This window comes from Anaerocolumna sp. AGMB13025, from assembly GCF_029689925.1.
In the GTDB taxonomy this organism is placed as follows: Bacteria; Bacillota; Clostridia; order Lachnospirales; family Lachnospiraceae; genus Anaerocolumna.
The window spans coordinates 4,527,298-4,547,119 of the sequence record NZ_CP121445.1; the positions used below are offsets into that span (position 1 = coordinate 4,527,298).

The window sequence follows — 19,822 nt, forward strand, 5'->3', positions numbered from 1 at the left end:
TGCACCAACTTCCATTTTAATCTATTACTATTATATCATTATTTTTACTTTTATAAAGTAATAGTTACCACAAGTTTATCCAAGGTCTTTGTAGTAACGGAGTGTACGTGCAATAACATTTCCTAAGGTTTCTCCTTTGATTCTGACGCTATATGGTTTCCATCCTCCGGTTCCAATGTAAATCGACTTATATCCACCGTTAATCAAATCATCACCTTTTGCCGGGCTTTTTAAAGCCCGGCATTCGCATTTTGGGGTACAAAAATGGAGCTGCGCACTAATTTCTTAGTGCGACAGCCCCGTCCTTTGACTTATACGGAATAATGACTTAACAGAAACTACATATTATGCTCTTTATTTTTATTTTGTAATTAGTTTAAGTTAGCATGCATTTATTGTGATTATCACTTTTGCCCTACGAAATAACTTTCTCTGTTTAATAGCTTATTATTTATACAAAAACAACCTCAAGTGGATTTCTATCCACCAACCCAAGTGAACCTTATCTATCTAAAAAAATCAATCGTTTTGGGAAAGTACAGTATTTTGGCTTTTACATTGGTCATTAATTGAATAAAAATATCCAAATCTGAATCCTCAACATAGTCAAATACAGATAACCTGACTGCCTCGTCCTCCGCATAATTTCTGATTTCTGTTTTTATATCTTCATACTTATTAATATCATCATAGCAGATCTCTATTGACCTCGTAGTATGATCCATTTCCAACTGTTTGTAATTATGGGCAATACTCCGGAATAGTTCATAAATCTCTTGGTCTGATAATCCAAGAAATCCAGGATATTTTTTTATTAAGACAGAAGTATTATAGTCTACTTCCTTAATTTTACCTTTTGCAACGGTTTCTTCCTCCTTAGAGCCATGAAATTGGTGTATGACGGTTCCTTTGGTATTGAGTGCAATTTTCATACCTTTTTGGCACAGGCGGTATACAAACTCTATATCCTCTATCCCCCATTTTTTAAGTTCTTCATCAAAGCCGTCTGTTAAGTCAATCCATTTCTTTGGTACTGCCAGGTTACAGGTTAATGCAAATAGAAAGGGAACATTCATACTTCCTGCATTATAGGAAAGGTTCTCAAAAATCTGATGTCTAAAATCAACTCCGGTATAAAAAGAACTTAAGATGTTTTTATCAAATATGGATTTATTCCTTACGATTTGCTCATCGATGGATTGATTCAGCAGCAGCCGCATACCAACTACCGCCATATCAGTGCTTTGTTCGAAAAAGCGGTCCAGCTTTAACAAATAATCAGGTCTGACAATAATATCTCCATCAATAAATACTACAATATCACCGGTTACATTTTTAAGCCCGTAATTCCTTGCTCTTGCTCTTGAAGAATTCTCAGTTCTTGGCAAATAGGTATAGATGAACGGATATTTCTTAGGTACGAATATTACGGATTGAAAGGTATCGTCTAAGGAGCCATCATCAACAATAATTACTTCATAGGATATCGCTTCGGTTGTTTCTAAATAATCCAGCGCTTTTAAGGTATTGATCACCAATTTTCTATTTTGATAGACCGGAATTACAAAACTATACTTTCTCAAATCCTCACCCTCCAAACTCTCTATTAAGCAGTTCATAAATTTCATCCAGAAGTTTATATTCCAACTCTTTTAACAGCAATAGTTCACTTGAAACTTTTTCAATTGCCATTTTTTGTTCCTTGGTTAATTCCTGCAGATTAAACTCCTTAAAAACCTGACCAAGAAATTGCTTTCGTATTTCCTCAAACTTTAAAACCAACTGATAAAATTCGTCCTTCTTGCTTTCTAATTCAGAGCTTAATTTGAATTTTTCTATCACATAAGACAGCCTTACATATAAGCTTTTCTTATGTTCTGCCAGTAAATGCAGCGCCCGGTAATCCACATTAAATTCACCCCGTAACATAGTATTAAGTTCTCTGATCAGGTCATCATAGACTTCCATACCAAACGTTACCCGGTTCATATCATATTCAAAATTGTATAACCGGTATTCGTCTGCTTCGCTATGTATATAGTCATATAAATCCAGCATGAATTTACGTTTGGAAAATGGAAACTGCCGCTCTGGTGATTTTAATTTAATTAATTGCACGGCTGACCAGGCACACCACGGCGCATAATTTAAATAATGCACCTTACTGCTTGTATAGGATGTATTCAGTTCATCATAATCAAATAGTAAGCCGGTAAATAGTCTGTCTTTATCAAAGCCAACACCTTTTACCTGTCTTGTCTCATCATCATACCCATAAACAATAGAAGCATGTACATAATGATTTTTCTTATAATCGTGTTTATTACTTAACTCATATTCATCTAAATGAATGATAAGATAATATCCTAACTGTATTTTTTCCTTAATAAAATCAACAATACTGTCGACCTCCCGCAGTAAATGATATCCCAGGCAAATGACGTCAGCGATATCCACAAAAGAGTCCCTGGGTTCTAAATAGTTGATTTCTAAGAAGCCTTTCGCATCCCGATAGGAAAATATCTGTATATAGTTGGAATAATACCAGCCCATATAATTATTATTAGCCAGAATTGCACATAAAGGCAAACTCCTGTGCAGGTAGGTAGTAATTTCATTCTGAGCTGCTGCGGGTAATTCTGCTTTTGATTTATACTCTGTGGTATTGTATGCCGTTATGACATTCTTACCCTTTATTTCTTTGAGATTATCCAGTTCTTTCATATTGTACATATTCTCAACCAGTTCAAATTGATTATATACAGCTTCTCCTCTGGAATCCAATATCTTTTTTATACTTCCTCCCTGGAATATTTCCGTCACTTCCAGATCAATTCCATTCTCCTTTGCCAAAGTACACGCAATTGCTGCCAGCAGGGAATCCCCTCCTAATTCAAAGAAATCATCATATAGGCTTACCTGGTTAACATGTAATAACTCCTCCCATATTCCTGCCAGGGTTTCCTCTTCTTTTGTGGAAGGCGCCTGATATTCTGCTCCGGTAGACATTTTGCCAACCGGATCCGGAAGTGCTTTTTTATCAAGCTTTCCATTATGATTTGTAGGAATACTGTCTAATTGTACATAAAAGGCAGGTATCATATAATCGGGCAGCTTATCTTTCAGAAAGGTTCTTAATTCCCCGATAGATAGTTCTCTCCGGGCGGTTATATATGCCGTGATTGCATTTTTACCGTCCAATTCTTTTAAGACAACTGCTACCTGTCTAATATCTTCGTGCTTACATAACTGAGTTTCAATTTCTCCCAATTCAATACGAAAACCTCTGATTTTAACCTGCTGGTCAATACGGCCTAAATATTCAAGATTACCGTTTGGCATCCATCTTGCAAGATCACCGGACCGATATAATCTGCCTTCGCCATAAGGGTTTTTAATAAATTTCTCCTTTGTCATTTCAGGAAGATTTAGATATCCTCTTGCCACTCCTTCTCCTGATACGCATAATTCTCCCGGGACGCCAATGCCGCATAAATGCATCTGGTCCATAATGTAAACACCTAAGGTAGGAATTGCAGAACCGATATCACTGATTCCTCTTTCAATTTCTGTGTCGCCAATCTCTTTATAGGTTACATGTACTGTGGTTTCCGTTATTCCATACATATTTACTATCTTTACACCAGGGTGAGTTTCTTTCCATTGCTTCAGCCGTTTCGGTGACAGGGCTTCTCCGCCAAAAATCAGATACCTTATGCTGTCTTTTTGATTCCATCGGTTTAAACTGATTAAATTGTAGAAAGAAGAGGGAACCTGATTCAATACCGTAACCTTTTCCTTTATAATTAAATCAAGAAACTGCTGTCCGTCCTTTGCTGTTTCCTTGGGAACTACGATTAATTTCCCGCCATATAACGTTGCCCCGTACATTTCCCAGACAGAGAAGTCAAAACAGAAGGAGTGAAACATGGTCCAAACGTCAAAGCTGTTAAAATCAAACTGGAATTTACTATTAAATAATAAGCGAACCAGGTTTCTATGTTCAATCATAACTCCCTTGGGATTGCCGGTTGTTCCGGAAGTATAGATAACATATAAAATATCCTCTGGATGATTCACCGGTATAGGATTATTAAGCTCTCCTACTACAAATTCTTCATCCCCCAAATTCACCACAGGAACATCAACCTTGCCAGCTTCTGCCTGAAAAACCAAGATAGCCTTAGGTTTACAATCCTTAATTATGTAATCAATTCGATCAGGGGGATATTCTGTATTGATTGGAACATAGGCTCCTCCCGATTTTACAATTCCATAGATGCCTGCTATCATTTCAATACTTCGTTCAGCCAATATTGCCACAAAATCACCAGGCTCCACACCCATTGCCCGTAATTTTTCTGCCACAGCATTCGCCCGATTATTGAGTTCCCGATAGGTGATACTCTCATTTCCATATACAACTGCTATATTATCCGGAGTCTTTTCTACCTGTTCTTCGAACAGTTCTGCAACGGTTTTCTTCTTCGGATACTCTGCATCACACGAATTAAATTCCTGCAGGATCAGATTCTTTTCTTCCCTCGTAATAAAATCAATATCCATAACCCTGCAATTGCCTTCTTCTGATAGGAAACCGACAATATTGCAGTAGTGTTTTTCTAATCGTAATAGGGAACTCTCATCCATAATATTTTTATCATACAGCAAAGTTATCTTATTACCGTTAAACATAAAAGCAAAGTCCACCCATACCTCTCCATAAAAAGGATGATAAAGGATAGCCGTAACCTTTTCTGCATTATGAATCAGCTTCTCTGCTAATCCCTGCACCTCCCAGGCCCAGTCACCATCCTCGATTGAAAAGTGAATGACGTCACTTACAAGGTCCATATACAAACCGCAGGTAATACGATCCGCTCTGGTATACTTATACAACAAAATCATAAAAGCCGCAAAACCTGTCCAAAGATCCGGTAAGTCAAATAGAATATTTCGTTCTCCAATATCTGGTTCCAGTTCTCTGTTTCTGGCATGGTCTAGCAATATGTTTGTCTCTGTCACTTCATTTAAGGTTTTCTTGTCTGCTAATTTAAAATAATCTTCCCATTTCAATTTACGTTCCATCTCTTTTTACTGCCCCTCGTTTTTAAGATTTAATTTTCGTATTGGCTTTGAAAAATATCCCTGTATTCCTCGTTGTTTCCCCATAAGGCCTCCAGGGTATCATCGCCGACAATTCTTCCGTCTTTTAATACAATTCCCCGATCTAATTTCAGAATGGAGGATAATCTATGTGCAATTACAATAATCGTCCTGCCTTTCGATATTCGTTCAATGGTTTCATTGATTATTTGTTCCGATTGATAATCTAGTGCAGAAGTAGCTTCATCAAATATGATTATTTTAGGGTTCTTTAGCATAATTCGTGCTATATTTAACCGTTGTCTCTGACCTCCGGATAAAATCGAACCTTTTTCACCCACAACCATATTAAAACCTTGTTCCATCTGATCAACTACTTCTTTAAAGCCTGCATATTCACAAGCTTGTTCAATTTCTTCCATATCAGCCTCGGGTTTTGCCAGTTTTAAATTATCTAATATAGACAAATTAAAAATCGTATTATCCTGCATCACAACGCCGATGAGGTCATGGATTTCTTTCTCATTTACAAGTTCCGTCTCCTGTCCGTCAATACAAAGTCTGCCCTCGCTTGGGTAATAGAGACAGGATAGTAATTTGACCAAAGTACTTTTCCCACACCCGCTTTTCCCAATAACCGCAAGGCGCTCTCCCCCTTTTATCTCTAAATTAATATTTGACAGGGCATTGTTCTCCTGGTTTTTATACCGAAACGACATATTTTGAAAAGAAATGTTGTAATCGCTGCATAATAAGGGTTCTTTCTTCTCTTTCTTTATATGTGCGCAATGAAGCATATCTACCACTCGTTTTAACAGGGGATAATCTCTGGAAAATATCATATTATAATTGTTCAGTCTGTTTATGCTCACCATCAACTGTTCGTAATAAACCTTGAAGACCAGCAATTCTCCTACTGTCATAAAACCCTTAAAAATAAAAATTGCTCCTACAAAATAAATGCTTAAATTCACCAGAAAGGTATCTTTAAATGCAATAAAGCATTCGTTTCCAAACCAGTACATCCATTTTGTAAAATTGCTCTTGCATAAAGTTTTCCAATGTTTTACGAAATAGATTTGGTCATTCTTCTGAATATTTAGTGCTCTTACTTCTTTCCACCCGCGCAAATCATTCACAAGCCATTTTTCATAACCGCTCCAGGCCTGGCGGTACTCTTCCGTAGCAGCTCCGACTTTATTTCCCATGATTACGGTTATTTTAAATACCAGGGGCAGGATCAGGATTCCAAATAACGTTAAGATCCAATTCATAAAGGTAAGAATGATTACAATGACTGCGATTGTTCCCATTTCCACAAGGCGTCCGACAATCTGCTGCTTGATAAAATCCTCAAAGACAATAACATCATTATCTACACGGTTTTTTAATTCGCCGATATCGTTCTCCTCGTAATATTCTGTTTTCTGCCTCGTTATGTAGTTCCATAGTTTTGCGATTACCTGATAGGTTATCTTGTAATAAAAACTGTTTTCTTTTTTCTTAATGGCAATCTGGGTCAGGGTATCTAAAAGGTATACTATCACCATCCCGATACAGATAAACCATAAAACCTCAAGCTTTCTGTTCAAGATAACATCATCGATTAGATACTTTTTAAAAACCGGCTCGGCTAAACTAAAAAGAATAATCAGTGTCTTTCCAATTCCTAAAAACACAAAATCTTTCTTTCTGGCAGACAGTAAATCTTTTATGGAACTTATTATTTCAATCAGCTTTTTATTGGATTTCATATGATTTGCCCATTCTCTCGTGAAAAATATTGTTTTTCAAATAACCGCTTATACTCCTCACAGTTATGAAGCAATACGGAATTATGATCAAAGCCTACCAGATTTCCAGCTTTAATGACTGCGACTTTATCCGTATCCAATATGGTGGATAATCGGTGTGCAATAATTAAAGTAGTACGATTCCTTCTCAGTTGATTCCAGGTATTTAAGACTTCCTTTTCAGTCTTCGTATCTAATGCAGAAGTGGCTTCATCAAAAATTAATATCTTAGGGTCTTTCAGCAGAATCCTTGCGATTGCCAAGCGTTGACGCTGACCTCCTGACAGATTAAAACCCTCCTCACCAATTACCGTATCCAGCCCTTTGGGAAGCATTGCAATAACCTCCCCCAGATTCACTTCCTCCAAAACACGATACATCTGCTGCTCGGTAGCCTTTTTGTTGCCCAGCTTAAGGTTGTACCTGATACTTTCATCAAAGATAAGTGTTTCCTGCTGTACATAACCGATGGAATTTCTTAGTGATTTTAAGGATATTTCGTTAATATCCTGATTATCTAAGGATATCTTACCGGAGTAAGAGTCATAGAATCGAAGCAGCAGGTTAACCAGTGTTGTCTTGCCGGAACCGCTGGCTCCGACTATAGCGATTTTTTGTCCCCGGGATACGGTTAGATTAATGCCTCTCAGCACTTCTTTTTCACTATTGTAAGAGAAAGAAACATTTTCAAATCGGATCGTACCTTCTGTAAGCTTCAAAGAATTTCGTCTATAGCTGTCCTTCTCCTCTTCTTCTGCTAAAAGCTTCACCACATTGGATACACCCACCAGATTTCCTTGTGCCGCAACCGATTTCTGGGCAGCCGCCGTTAAGCTCATCTTAAGTAAGGCAAAGAACCATAGGATGGCCATCATATTACCTAATGTAATCTCTCCCTGGGTTACCAGATAGCCGCCATACACATAGATACAAAGATTCGCTAACATGCAGACTCCGGAATTAGCCCGTTCCGATAATAGCTCTAACCAGCTCATTTGTGCCTTTTCTCTTAATAATACGGCTCTTCCTTTCAGAAACCCTTTATTTATTTCTTTGGTTGCATTTAACATATGGATTTCTCTTATGCCTGAAAGAATTTCATAAACCCAGCTGATATGAGTTCCATACTCTCTTCGATAGTCTTCCATCCTCTTGCTGACTAACCGGCCAAACCGGACAGCAATAAAGGTGGTAACCGGCACAATAATAAACATTAATATCGCGATTTTATAATGAATCAGGAATACAAAGATTATGCAGGCTATGATTTGTACATAATTAATGACAATATTAAAATAATTCACATTAATTACTGTCATAATATCATCTACATCCTTGTTGATTACCGCTGCCAGATCACCGATTAATCTGCTTTGGTAGTTTGCCGCTTTTATATGCTGCATTTTTTGAAAAACCTTCCGTCTGATATCAAATAAAAAACGGTTAGATAAGTAGGCAACTGCCAGTACCTGAACCAGAACGATTCCCATTTGGAACACATAGATTGCAAGATTAGCTATAATAATCATTACATAAAAGTCTTTATTCTGATAAACAAATACTTCGTCTACCATAACAGAAAACAATAAAGGAAATACCATATAAGAAACATTTAATACAATCATAGAAATGAACGTATTGATAAACGGCATTTTAAATTCTTTTGCAAATGCAACTATAATTTTAACCAAAGCTTTCTTATTCAACTTACAACCTCTTTCAATTCATTATCAGTCCCTCTTCAAAATACATAGTTCCTGCCATATCTTATGATTACATACACTTTATTACCTTGTCCGATTTTATAGTTGTCATTATCCTTTGGCTGTAATACGAGCTTGCAGGCTCCCTCCTCCTTATAATCCATCTCTTTAATAACCGCTGTGCGATGGACATTATCAGCATTTACATACCACTTTATATTATTTTCCTTCACTATGTCAGACACCAGATCTGCCTCTACCGTTATATGTATGAAGAAATTATTGTGGGCATCCGTGGTTACCACTCCATCAGCCATTAGATATTTTCCCGTGTACGTATTACTTGCTATCACAAACGTGCATAGTATTCCCAACACAAAAAGAATCAATAAAAAGGAAACTTTTTTAACACAGATTTGAAATAATCTGTGTTTTATTTTTCTATAAAAAACATCTTTTCTCAATTAATTTCACCTTTTCCAAACATATCTTTTCTCAATTAATTCACTTTTTCCAGAAATCTGACTATATCCTTTGCCACTATTTCCTCCGCATCCGCTGCCTTTCGAATCATATCTGCGATTCTGGCTTTCTGATCGCGTTCTGTGTTGTCCATTGCCGCAACGATTGTTCTTCGGATACGCCTCCACTCCCATCCGATTTTCCCTATTCTGGCGCTCATCGCTTCTAATTCCTGAAACCCATATCGGTTATGTAACGCAGTTAACGTTTCTGAAAAATTTAGTCTTCTGGAACCGATATCCGTAATTTGATATATAATAGGTGCAAGCCAGATCATATCTTCGTATCCTGCCATTTCTGCCTTTAGATCCACCTCACCCTCGAAGGTATCTGCAAATGCCCGGATACCATGAATTCCGCTGATGGTACCCTCCTGCATCAAAATAATATCTGCTGCTTCTTTTAATAGTTTCTTCAGGTTAACCTCCTTTTTCTCTTCTCCCGCTTCTAGCAAGATACACTGTGTGTCTGCTATTTCAAAGTATTCATAGGGAAATACATTCACATTACTATTCACATAAGGGTCCAGACATCCATACCCTTCTTCTGTCAGACTGACTACCAGACAGTAGTGCTGTAAATGGTATTTTCTAAATACATCTTTCCAGGGTGCATAATAACCATCCATTTTAATAATGACCGGATTACCTTCTGCCAGGGAAGTCTGCAATACCTCTTTTTGCACCTTGGAATCACCGGATATCTCTTTGGTAGAGACACTTTCATACTCATAAAGACAATCCCAGGTATTATAAATTCCGCCACCAATACGGGATCCAAGAAGATTTGATTTCTGTTCTTCCGGGAGCAGGGTAAATCCCCAGTTTCTTGAAAACATCAACGCGTATTCTCTTTCCCAGGTTAACATCAAGGTGGCTAATACATTCTCGATACAATTATAGTTTTCCTTACTGATAAATTTAAATTCCAGGTTAACCATAGCCCCATAACCCCTCCTTTAATTCAGTTTTTGATTCATGGCAATTGCCAGTGCTTCTTCTCTGTCCGCCAGCTGCAATACACCTGTAACAAATTCCGGCACCGCTTCCCTATTATGTTCACCTTTGGCAATAGAAACCAGTATTTCACGGGTTATTTCCCACTGTTCTCCGATTAGGTTCATTTCCCTGGACCAATCCTCCAGAAAGGGTTTATGATAGGTTACTGCAAGATAATGCAAAAGCTTTGCGTAATTTTTTCTTCTGAAAAATACCTCTGCTAATTGCATGAAGAGCGGGCAGTTATAGATCAGCACTTCAAAATTCTCAAGTTCCTTTGAGAGGTCTAAGCTGTCAGAGACTTCCTTTGCAAATTCGCGCATATCGTTAAAGGCATGATGCTTATTTTTTATCAGTTTCTGTACTGCATTACCCACCAGCACTTCCGGAACTATAACCGGTTCCTCCACAAGGTGGGAAGTGATACATTTTGCTTTTGACAGAAAGAAAAGTTCTTTATTAAAAATATTAATTTTTCGATTCCAGTAGGGATCTACCACACCAATTTTATCCTCACCCTCATCCTGCATTGCAATGACAAAATGCTTCAAATGAAGCTTCTGATATACATTGGTCCAGGGTACATAATATCCATCCAGCCATAAGACTACCGGACTATCCTTTTGCAGACTGGCTTTTAATATAGCGTACTGTTTCTCCATGTCAGAGGTAAAATGATATTTCGTCTTAATGCCATGATTGAATTCCAGATTCCTCCAGGCATTATATTCTCCTGCTTCGACCCGATTCCCGATCTTTGCTGTTTTATCACCGGAATAATAAGAAAAATCCCAGGCATCGGCAAACATTAACATATGTTCACGATGATAGCTTGTCGCTAAGCATTCAAGTACATCCTCAAGGCAGTTATAGGTATCCGTATGCTTCGGTATAAAAGTATTCATACATCGTTCCTTCCAATTCTTTTATGTGAAAATGAAACTACTAAGGAGTTTCTTTGGAAATATAATAATAATAATAATAATAATGATAATAATAATAATGATAATAAACGGGCGCGCTTAATTATCATATTTCTCTGTATTTTCATGCGTCATATGCGGCTGCCGGGGCAGCCATGCCAGGAAGTGTGAAGAAAAAAGAATCTTCACACTGGAAGAACTCTTAAAATGAACACGAAGGATGCTCATTTCAAACTTCTTCCTTTTTTATTAGGGATGCCGTAACGCGGCATCATATTTGGACGTGTGAATAAAATATTTTCATTTTTCCGGATGGTAAAGGGGCTATCACATCAACATACTCATAATGAACGATTACATCATTCCCAAGGCCGCTTTTAATATGTTTGGTCATGATCTCCGACATCTCTTCCCGAAACCCTTTTCCTTTTTGTATTCGTATTAGAAATTCTCTTAAAGCGATCTGTTCCGCACGGAATCCATCCACACAGTCTCCATAACGGTCAATTAGTTTATAGATTCCTCTCTTAAAGAATAACTCACCTAAGATATCTTCTGTTCCAACAATAATATCCGCTGTTCTTCCGCCTAACAAGGTTAGGACCTGGGAGGTCTCCCCACATTCGCACTGCTCTATGGTTACCTTTCCATAATCCTGGATATTATATCTTACTAAGGGCATTAATTTATTATAAAAACTTGTTATTGTTATTTCACCGATGTCTTTATCCTCGAATTGCTGCTTAGGTCTTCTGGTCTCTGCATAAAATAAATTATTCTGGACATGAAGTTTCCCGCAGGTACATTCATAGGCAATGCACCAGCTTTCCATAATTCCATAATGATTAATTGTCTTTGCTCCAAATACTTTTTCTACCAGTTGCCTCTGCTCTTTTGTTGCATATTCCCCAGCTAATTCGAGGAATTTTATGCTTCCATAGGTATACGGGACTTCACCCTCTTCAATCAGTTTTGCATATCTTACAAAACTGGAGATAGGACCAGACAGCCATCTGGGGTTTAGATCCATTAACCGCTTAAAGCATTTAATCATATTGTTTTTCTCAAAATTCAGCAGATTTCCAACTTTACGGTAAGTGTTTTTATCGTAAAGATAAATATAATTATTGATATCTGCTTCTTTGTCCCATTGATGTCTTCTTTTCCAAACGTTAATCCCGGCTGTCGTCCGTTCGGCACTTGTTTTTACACAATTAACCGGTTTTCCGGTTGAACCGCTGGTAAATTCGCTGAATTGGGGTAAGGTAATCTTTGACAGATATTCACTGTAATGTTCTCTTATGTCCTGTTTCGTGATAACCGGTAATTTATAAAATATGGATTCGATGTTACTGTCTAAGTCTATCTGGTTTTTTTGAATAATATCATGATAAAAGTCATTCTTCTCATCCAAGAATTTTAATAACTTACGTATTTCTTTTTCCTTTTGGATTAACATACAGTGCCACCTGCTACTGCTACCGTTTTTTCAATAAATTCTCTTAGTAATCCATAGTTTTGCACAAGTTCAACCAAAGAATCTTCATTTTCAATCACAATAGCGAACTCATCTTCAATGCTGCTGATTAAGCGTAACACTTGAATCGAATCAAATAATAAATCATTAATTAAATCGGTATCCTCTTCTATGTCCTCCAGATCAATTCCAATTCTCATAGTATTTAAAATAATAGATTTTAATCTTTTATCTACTGTATTCATTCTTAACCATTTCCTATTGCAAACCTGCTGCAATACCGCCGCAATGATAGGTTTATGGAATCCAATGCGGCACCCTTTCTGTATTATTTTTATATTCCCTCAAATACCTGTTTTCGCATAATCTTGTTACTCACTGTTTTCTCAAGTTCCTTTACCTGATATATTCTTCCCGGAACCTTATAATCTTCCAGCGCTTTATTACAATGCTTAAGGACTTGAAAGAGCTTTAATTCTTCCCCATCAGAAACAACGTATGCAACGATCTCCTCACCAACAAGATCATCTGCTTCTCCTCTGACAAGCACTTCTTTCATTCCCGGATATCCCATTAGTACGGCTTCGATTTCTTCCGGATATATGTTCTTACCGCTCTTGATAATCATATTATCCTTTCTTCCTTTTACATATAAATATCCATCCGAATCTAACCATCCCAAATCCCCTGTTAATAGATATCCATCCACTAATGTCTGCTTCGTCTTTTCTTCGTTTTTATAGTATCCCATCATGACATTGGGCCCTTTTACATAAATCTCCCCTTGTTCATAGGCCCTTGCTTCTTGTTTATCAACCATAATTTTGACTTCTATTCCTTTTAGCGGAATGCCGCTGGAACCCTCTTTGGATAATAAGTCCTCTCTCTTAATATAAGTCACTCTTGGTGAAGCTTCCGTAAGTCCATAGGAATAGATTAAGTTTACCTTAGGGAATTTATCAGCTAATTCCCTTATTTTACTGATCGCCATACTTGCGCCATAAAAATTAATGATCCGTAAGGAATTCATATCGAATTTATTAAATTCACTATGCGTTATCATAGCAGTTAAAATAGTGGGAACACCAAACAGGACGCTTATCTTATGCCTTGAAATGGTATCCATAATACTGGCTGCGGTAATAAAGCCTACCTGTATATGAAGTAAACAGCCGTTATGTATCGATACCAGCATCTCTCCGGTAATACTTGAGGAGTGATTGATATTTTTCATTAGTAATACCTTATCCTCACAGGTTAATGACAAATATTCGGAAATGGCTGTTACATTACTTAATATATTACTGTCGGAAAGCATAATACCTTTTGGAAGATTCGTAGTACCGGAAGAAAACAGAATCATACCGGGATTTTTCCCTTTATAATATGGTGCAGGTCTGAATCCAGGTTTATAATCAATGGAATCTATTGTAACTGTGCTGCCATTGTCTTCTATATAAAGTACCTTTTCTAAATAATTTACTGACCCTTCTAAGGCAGCATCTATTTTTTTCTTATACTTCTTCAAGGTCAGAATGCAGGTGATTTCATAATGCTCAATTATGCTTTTTAACTTGCTTTCTCCCATATTCATATATACTGGAATGATAGTTCCCCCAGCTTTGTTAATTGCAAAAAAACTCTCCACAAACTCCATGCTGTTGTCCATTGCTAGGAGTATATTATTGCCTGCGCATCCTTTGTATTTTTTTAATTCTTTCGCTATGTAATCAACCATATTGCTTAGTTCAGAATACGTCTTTACGTTACCATTGCAAATAACCGCTGTCTTATTATTCCACTTTTTTACCGCGTCATCTAATAAGTCATAGATCATTATTCACCCTCCAATATCAAACTGGCATATTTTCTTTTTACCCAATTTTACTTTTATTTACATAATATGTCAACCATTTTTTGTTATTTTTACCCTTATTTTGTAATTTTTTGAAGATATTCTCTAATGCTACACTCTGTATCAACAATAGAAAATGAAAGAAAAAGAATAGAAAAAATAGTAAAAAAAATTAAGCCCTCCGGCAACAAGTTTACCGAAGAGCTTTATATTTATATTAGAAAGGAAGTAAACAGTCGTTATGATAACTGTTTTTCAGTATTAAAATTCACTTTTAAAACACTCTCAAATAAGGACAGAAACCAGAAAAAAATCATTTCACCCGATGTGGCGGTTTCTAAAATCAACAGGACTCACACCAGTCTGTACCTTGAAAAATTTTGTAAAACTGGATGGCTGTTCAAATCCAAGTTTATCGGCGATACAATAGATTGGCTCTTTTGTCGTCAGCAATAATTTCCTGGCAAGTTCTAAAACCTGAAGCTTTATATACTCCTGTGCCGTTTTTCCGGTTTCCTTTTTTAGCAGATCGGAAAGATAATTCGGAGAATATCCCATGGCTCCGGCAAGACCTTTTACGCTTGGCATTCCCAAGTGTTCGATTGCCTCTTCCGTACATTGTTCTTTCAATAGCATCTCAAACTTGGAGACGGTTTCTTTACATACAACATTTCTTGTAATAAACTGCCTGCCGTAAAAGCGCCTGGAGTAGTTTAAAAGGACTTCCAGATTGGATACAATTAAGTCATTACTGTAGACATCCAGATTCTGGCTGTACTCGGCTTGTATATTTGCAACGATTTGCTCAACGATTTCTTTTTCAGTATCTGACAGATGAAGTGCTTCGATTGCATCGTATTCAAAAAAGCTGTATTCGGACATTTTATTCCAAAGAGAAGTTCCCCTTATTAAGTCAGGATGAAAACAAAGCATCCAACCGCTTGCTTTTCCTTTATCATACGTTCCGCTCGGAACAAGCACCTGTCCCGGGGCGGTGAAAATCAGACTGCCTTCATGAAAATCAAAGTACTTTCTTCCATACATAAGGTCACAGTCAAAGTCATTCTTTAAGGAAATCATGTAATAATTCAGCATAAAAGACATGTTGCTATATTCAATATCTGGTTTTACATTATCTGCACCAATTAAAGAAATCAAAGGATGCTTTGGCTTTTCACATCCCAGTAGTTCATGTAAAATTGAAATAGAATCAACATTTATCATAATTATACCCATTGCATATCGTAAGCCTGCTTGCGATACTGCCACAAATAAGCAGGCTGAAAGAATCGATTTGTGGCATCCTTTTTTTATTTATATTTTCTTTCAACCTTTGATCTCATCAATCTTGTCCAAAGCAGTCTGTCTCATCGGATTCAAGATATCTCTATCATATTTTATTATCTGAACTTAAACTCAGGTCAGCCCTCAAGCTTCATAAACCTTTTTATGAAGAAACGAAGTGGTTTATAGTATATGCCTTCCATTGATTTTGTAACCTGCGTCAGTTCCTCTCTGATTTTAATATGCTGAGGGCAATGACTTTCACATTTACCGCATTTTACACAAAGTGATGCATTATGAGTCTGATTCTTGATGCTGGTCTGCATAACATATTTTGCAACAGCCATAAACCTGCCTTCAATTTCCCGGTCATTGTAACAGGAAAAGCAAGTCGGTATATCTACCCCTTTTGGACATGGCATGCAGTAATTGCAGCCGGTGCAGGGTATTTTTATCTTTTCACTGAGTATCTGCCTTACTTTTTTAAACAACTCAAAATCAGCATCCGTAAAAGCACCCACTTCTGTATCGGAAGCTACTCTTATGTTCTCTTTTATCATTTCCATTGAATTCATTCCGGACAATACCACAGTAACCTCCGGCTGGTTCCATAACCAGCGGAAAGCCCATTCTGCCGGTGATCTTTTAACATAGGCTTTATCCCAGATATCATAAACTTCCTTGGGAAGATTTGTTACTAACTTTCCTCCCCGAAGAGGTTCCATTACCATAACCGGAAGACCTTTTGCTGCTGCATATTGAATGCCGCTTACTCCGGCCTGGTTATTTTCATCCAGGTAATTATATTGAAGAAGACAGAATTCCCAGTCATAGGCATCTACCAGGGTGATAAATTCATCCCTGCCGCCGTGGTAAGAGAAGCCGATGTTTATAATCTGGCCTTTTTGCTTTTTATCTTTTATCCATTTATCCACTCCGATTTTTAATAGCCGGTTCCAGGTAGTGATATCCGGAAGCATATGTATGAGATAATAATCAATGTGGTCTGTTTGCAGCCTTTCTAATTCCGTATTGAAAATACGATCAAAATCTTCATATTTCTTTATGGTATGGGGCGGCATTTTCGTTGCGATTTTAACCCGGTACCGATATCCCTTTTTGAGAACCCGTCCTAAAGCAGCCTCACTGCCCGGATACAGATATGCTGTATCAAAGTAATTAACTCCTTGCTCTATTGCGTATATTATCTGTTTTTCTGCCTCTTTTTCATCTCTGGCAAATCTCATACAGCCAAAACCCAAGGCTGAGAGTTTATCATTATTTTTTGGATTAACCCGGTAATTCATATTATTTACACTCCTTTTTCCCTGATTCATTGATTGAACTAGCCTTGCATTCTGTCCAATTTATAAACCGCCTGTTTATTTCTTTCTTATCCTGTAGCTTTAAACGACAGATTTTTATGTATCGCTTATTATACATCTCATATTATACCTTCTATATTTTATTTATCACATATCCAAATCAACGATTTCCTTGTGCGAATTACAGGGATTTCTTATGTAATTTTTCCTGCTTTTTAATGAAACTGCCTTTAAAATTAAGAATAACCGCATTAATGAGAGTTATACCAAATAGTACAGACCACTCTCTTATTAAGACGGTTACAGCTTTATACTACACCAATTCTTTTCTATCAATTGTATCCATATACTCTCCACTCATTATAAACTTAACGTGCCTGTTGGAGGCTTTAAGGATCTCAATATTTAATCTTTTGCTGCAGAGCTCTGCCCTTCCTCTTCCATTACCATTTTCATATACATATCCATTTCATCTGCCACCATCTTGGAATACTTAACTGCTTCAACTACCGTCTTAGCTCCCTGAACCACATCACCGGAAGCAAAAATGCCTGCTCTGGTAGTTTCGCCTTTGCGGTCCGTTACCACGAGCCCCTTCTCATTTACTTCAATTCCGGATGTCGTGGAGATTATGCGGTTTCTTGGACCCTGGCTAACGGATATGATGACAGAATCCGCCGCTCTGAAAAATGTTTCTTCATCTTCCCAGATTACTCTTTCATTTTCATCTACTTTTACCTTGCGGAAAATCACACCTTCGCCGGTAATTTCAACCGGAGCGATTTCATATTCAAACTTTACACCGTCTATCTGGGCATACTCAACCTCTCTGGGACTGGCAGATGCTGTTTCCGTTCTTGAGAATACCGTAACATTAGCAGTTCCTTTTCTAATAACCGTTCTTGCCACATCCATGGCGGAATTGCCTGCGCCGATGATGATAACATTTTGGCCCAGGTCATAAACATCCGGATTGGTAAGATAATTAATGGCAAAATGTACATGTCCTAAGGTTTCCCCTTTAATTCTTAAATTATAGGGTTTCCACACCCCCGTTCCTATGAAAATTGATTTATAGCCGTCGTTAATCAGATCATCAACAGTAATAGTTAAACCGATTACTGTATTCGGGCGGATTTTTATCCCCATCTCTTTTAATTTATTCCGATATCGCTCTAATATGGTTTTTGGCAGGCGGAAATCCGGGATACCATAACGAAGTACTCCTCCTATTTTATCTTTGCCTTCAAATATGGTAACGTCATATCCTCTTTCAGCTAATAAAATTGCAATGGTTATTCCGGCAGGGCCGGAACCAATAATTGCAGCTCTTATTCCATTTTTCTTTGGTGCCTGGATTTCCATTCGGTCAAAATAAGCATCTGATATATAATTTTCTATACTGCTGATATGTACCGGTGAACTTTTTTTATTCAGAATACAATGTCCTTCACATTGTTTTTCATGATCGCAGATGAGGGAACAGACTAAAGATAACGGATTATTTTTAAAAATCTCTTTTCCGGATTCCATCATCTCTCCATTCAGGAAAAGTTCAATCATATGTGGAATCGGTGTTGCAATAGGGCAGCCGATTTGGCATTGGGGCTTTTTGCAGTTCAGACATCGTTTGGCTTCGTTTACTACATGTATAGGCATATAATTACTCCTTTTCTTGTATTTATTATTATTGGTTTAACAGCTTTAAGTCTCATTAGGTTCGCTGCTTACCTGAATTTTGTTCGTATGATGATTATACCATATTTTTTCCATTACAAATTAACAAAAATTAATTAATTTTATAATCATAGTGCAGAACTGCAGGCTATTGGATTTCCTCTCACAGATTAACAGGACTCCATATTTCTTTAATAGGGTACTGATTTCTTTAAAGTACCCGTCCGGAGGCGTAATGAATCCTCCGTTATCTAAAATAGGTTCGCAGATAAATGTTGCGATATCGAAATCCTGCTTTAATATCTCCTCAATTTCTCCTAAGGTCTCTTCGGGCTTATGGAAAACGAAATAAAAATCCTTGGATAAGAAGGGACCGGCTTTCCACATGGGTATGTTGGTTGCAGCAATAGTATTTTATAATTAATACATGTAGAATAGACAAACCTCATTGATAACATTTGGAAATTATGTTAAATTTAATTCAACGGAAACCACAAATTGCAAATAAAAGATACTAATTGTATTCTCTACAATTATATTATTATAGATCAAAGAACAGATAATGCTGGAGAAGTAGTATATGAAATTCTTCAAATTTACAATCATAAAATCAAAGATATTAGGAGCTAGAAAATGAAGTACATCAAAAAATTAGTTTTTAATTTATTTGCGGCGGTGTTAGGATTTCTATTATTAGGTTGGGGATATAATATATTTATAGGAAGACCAATAACATTAAATCACTATTTTTCTAAACATAATATATCCCAAATGGAGATTTTTTTAACTAATAATGATGGTAAAACATTGAAAAGCAAAGAACTTATGAAAGGTGAAATAGATAATTATCTTAAGCAATTTGGTTCTTATAAAATATTCAAGCCATTTTTTAGAAGAACTTTTATAGCGAAACAAGATAATAATCATATAGATCTTCACATAAAAAATGAGGCTAATAATTTTGATGTAGTATTCCCTCTTACAGACCAAGGCGGGATAAATTTGATTCGCTATACCTTTTATCCTTATAAAATTAAACATAAGGATATGTATAATTATCTTTTAGATTTATTAGCTCAATGATAAAGATATATGAAATGGCGTGTAAAACAGCTATCCTGTTATTCATAAGGATAGCTGTTTTAATTTGAAATCTTAC

15 protein-coding genes are annotated in these 19,822 nt (G+C 36.8%); 1 reads left to right on the top strand and 14 read right to left on the bottom strand.

Going from position 1 to position 19,822, the window contains the following annotated elements:
• Positions 1-506: 506 nt before the first annotated feature.
• From QA584_RS18780 to QA584_RS28865, 14 genes are all read right to left on the bottom strand, one after another.
• Complete coding sequence (locus tag QA584_RS18780; RefSeq protein WP_278270632.1) at positions 507-1,619, bottom strand: glycosyltransferase family 2 protein; 1,113 nt, start codon at positions 1,617-1,619, stop codon at positions 507-509.
• Positions 1,588-5,088 (bottom strand): non-ribosomal peptide synthetase, encoded by a 3,501-nt coding sequence (locus QA584_RS18785; protein WP_278270633.1) that lies wholly within the window; start codon positions 5,086-5,088, stop codon positions 1,588-1,590. Before QA584_RS18785 ends, QA584_RS18780 begins: the two co-directional genes overlap by 32 nt.
• A 29-nt stretch (positions 5,089-5,117) precedes the next feature.
• Positions 5,118-6,860, bottom strand: coding sequence for an ABC transporter ATP-binding protein (locus tag QA584_RS18790; protein ID WP_278270634.1), 1,743 nt, complete (start codon positions 6,858-6,860; stop codon positions 5,118-5,120).
• Positions 6,857-8,605, bottom strand: coding sequence for an ABC transporter ATP-binding protein (locus QA584_RS18795; protein ID WP_278270635.1), 1,749 nt, complete (start codon positions 8,603-8,605; stop codon positions 6,857-6,859). Before QA584_RS18795 ends, QA584_RS18790 begins: the two co-directional genes overlap by 4 nt.
• Before the next feature lie 35 nt (positions 8,606-8,640).
• Positions 8,641-8,919, bottom strand: a complete 279-nt coding sequence (locus tag QA584_RS18800) for a hypothetical protein (RefSeq protein WP_278270636.1) — start codon at positions 8,917-8,919, stop codon at positions 8,641-8,643.
• 182 nt (positions 8,920-9,101) lie between these two features.
• Entirely contained in the window at positions 9,102-10,064 is a 963-nt protein-coding gene (locus QA584_RS18805) for a hypothetical protein (RefSeq protein ID WP_278270637.1), read from the bottom strand.
• An 18-nt stretch (positions 10,065-10,082) separates the two neighbouring features.
• Positions 10,083-11,027, bottom strand: coding sequence for a BtrH N-terminal domain-containing protein (locus QA584_RS18810; RefSeq protein ID WP_278270638.1), 945 nt, complete (start codon positions 11,025-11,027; stop codon positions 10,083-10,085).
• 289 nt (positions 11,028-11,316) lie between these two features.
• On the bottom strand, positions 11,317-12,504 hold the full coding sequence (locus tag QA584_RS18815) for a phenylacetate--CoA ligase family protein (RefSeq protein WP_278270640.1): 1,188 nt from the start codon (positions 12,502-12,504) through the stop codon (positions 11,317-11,319).
• Complete coding sequence (locus QA584_RS18820) at positions 12,498-12,767, bottom strand: acyl carrier protein (protein ID WP_278270641.1); 270 nt, start codon at positions 12,765-12,767, stop codon at positions 12,498-12,500. The genes QA584_RS18815 and QA584_RS18820 overlap by 7 nt, the downstream gene beginning before the upstream one ends.
• 89 nt (positions 12,768-12,856) lie before the next feature.
• Positions 12,857-14,359: a class I adenylate-forming enzyme family protein gene (locus QA584_RS18825; RefSeq protein WP_278270643.1), complete on the bottom strand. Its 1,503-nt coding sequence runs from the start codon at positions 14,357-14,359 to the stop codon at positions 12,857-12,859.
• Between the two features lie 336 nt (positions 14,360-14,695).
• Positions 14,696-15,601, bottom strand: a complete 906-nt coding sequence (locus tag QA584_RS18830; RefSeq protein ID WP_278270644.1) for a helix-turn-helix domain-containing protein — start codon at positions 15,599-15,601, stop codon at positions 14,696-14,698.
• A 197-nt stretch (positions 15,602-15,798) separates the two neighbouring features.
• Positions 15,799-16,968 (bottom strand): aldo/keto reductase, encoded by a 1,170-nt coding sequence (locus QA584_RS18835; protein ID WP_278270645.1) that lies wholly within the window; start codon positions 16,966-16,968, stop codon positions 15,799-15,801.
• A gap of 423 nt (positions 16,969-17,391) precedes the next feature.
• Positions 17,392-18,645 (bottom strand): NAD(P)-dependent oxidoreductase, encoded by a 1,254-nt coding sequence (locus QA584_RS18840; protein ID WP_278270646.1) that lies wholly within the window; start codon positions 18,643-18,645, stop codon positions 17,392-17,394.
• A gap of 120 nt (positions 18,646-18,765) precedes the next feature.
• Positions 18,766-19,050: an aminotransferase class III-fold pyridoxal phosphate-dependent enzyme gene (locus tag QA584_RS28865; RefSeq protein ID WP_442870338.1), complete on the bottom strand. Its 285-nt coding sequence runs from the start codon at positions 19,048-19,050 to the stop codon at positions 18,766-18,768.
• Between the two features lie 246 nt (positions 19,051-19,296).
• Between QA584_RS28865 and QA584_RS18845 the strand changes: the two genes are divergently transcribed.
• Complete coding sequence (locus QA584_RS18845; RefSeq protein WP_278270647.1) at positions 19,297-19,746, top strand: hypothetical protein; 450 nt, start codon at positions 19,297-19,299, stop codon at positions 19,744-19,746.
• Positions 19,747-19,822: the final 76 nt, after the last annotated feature.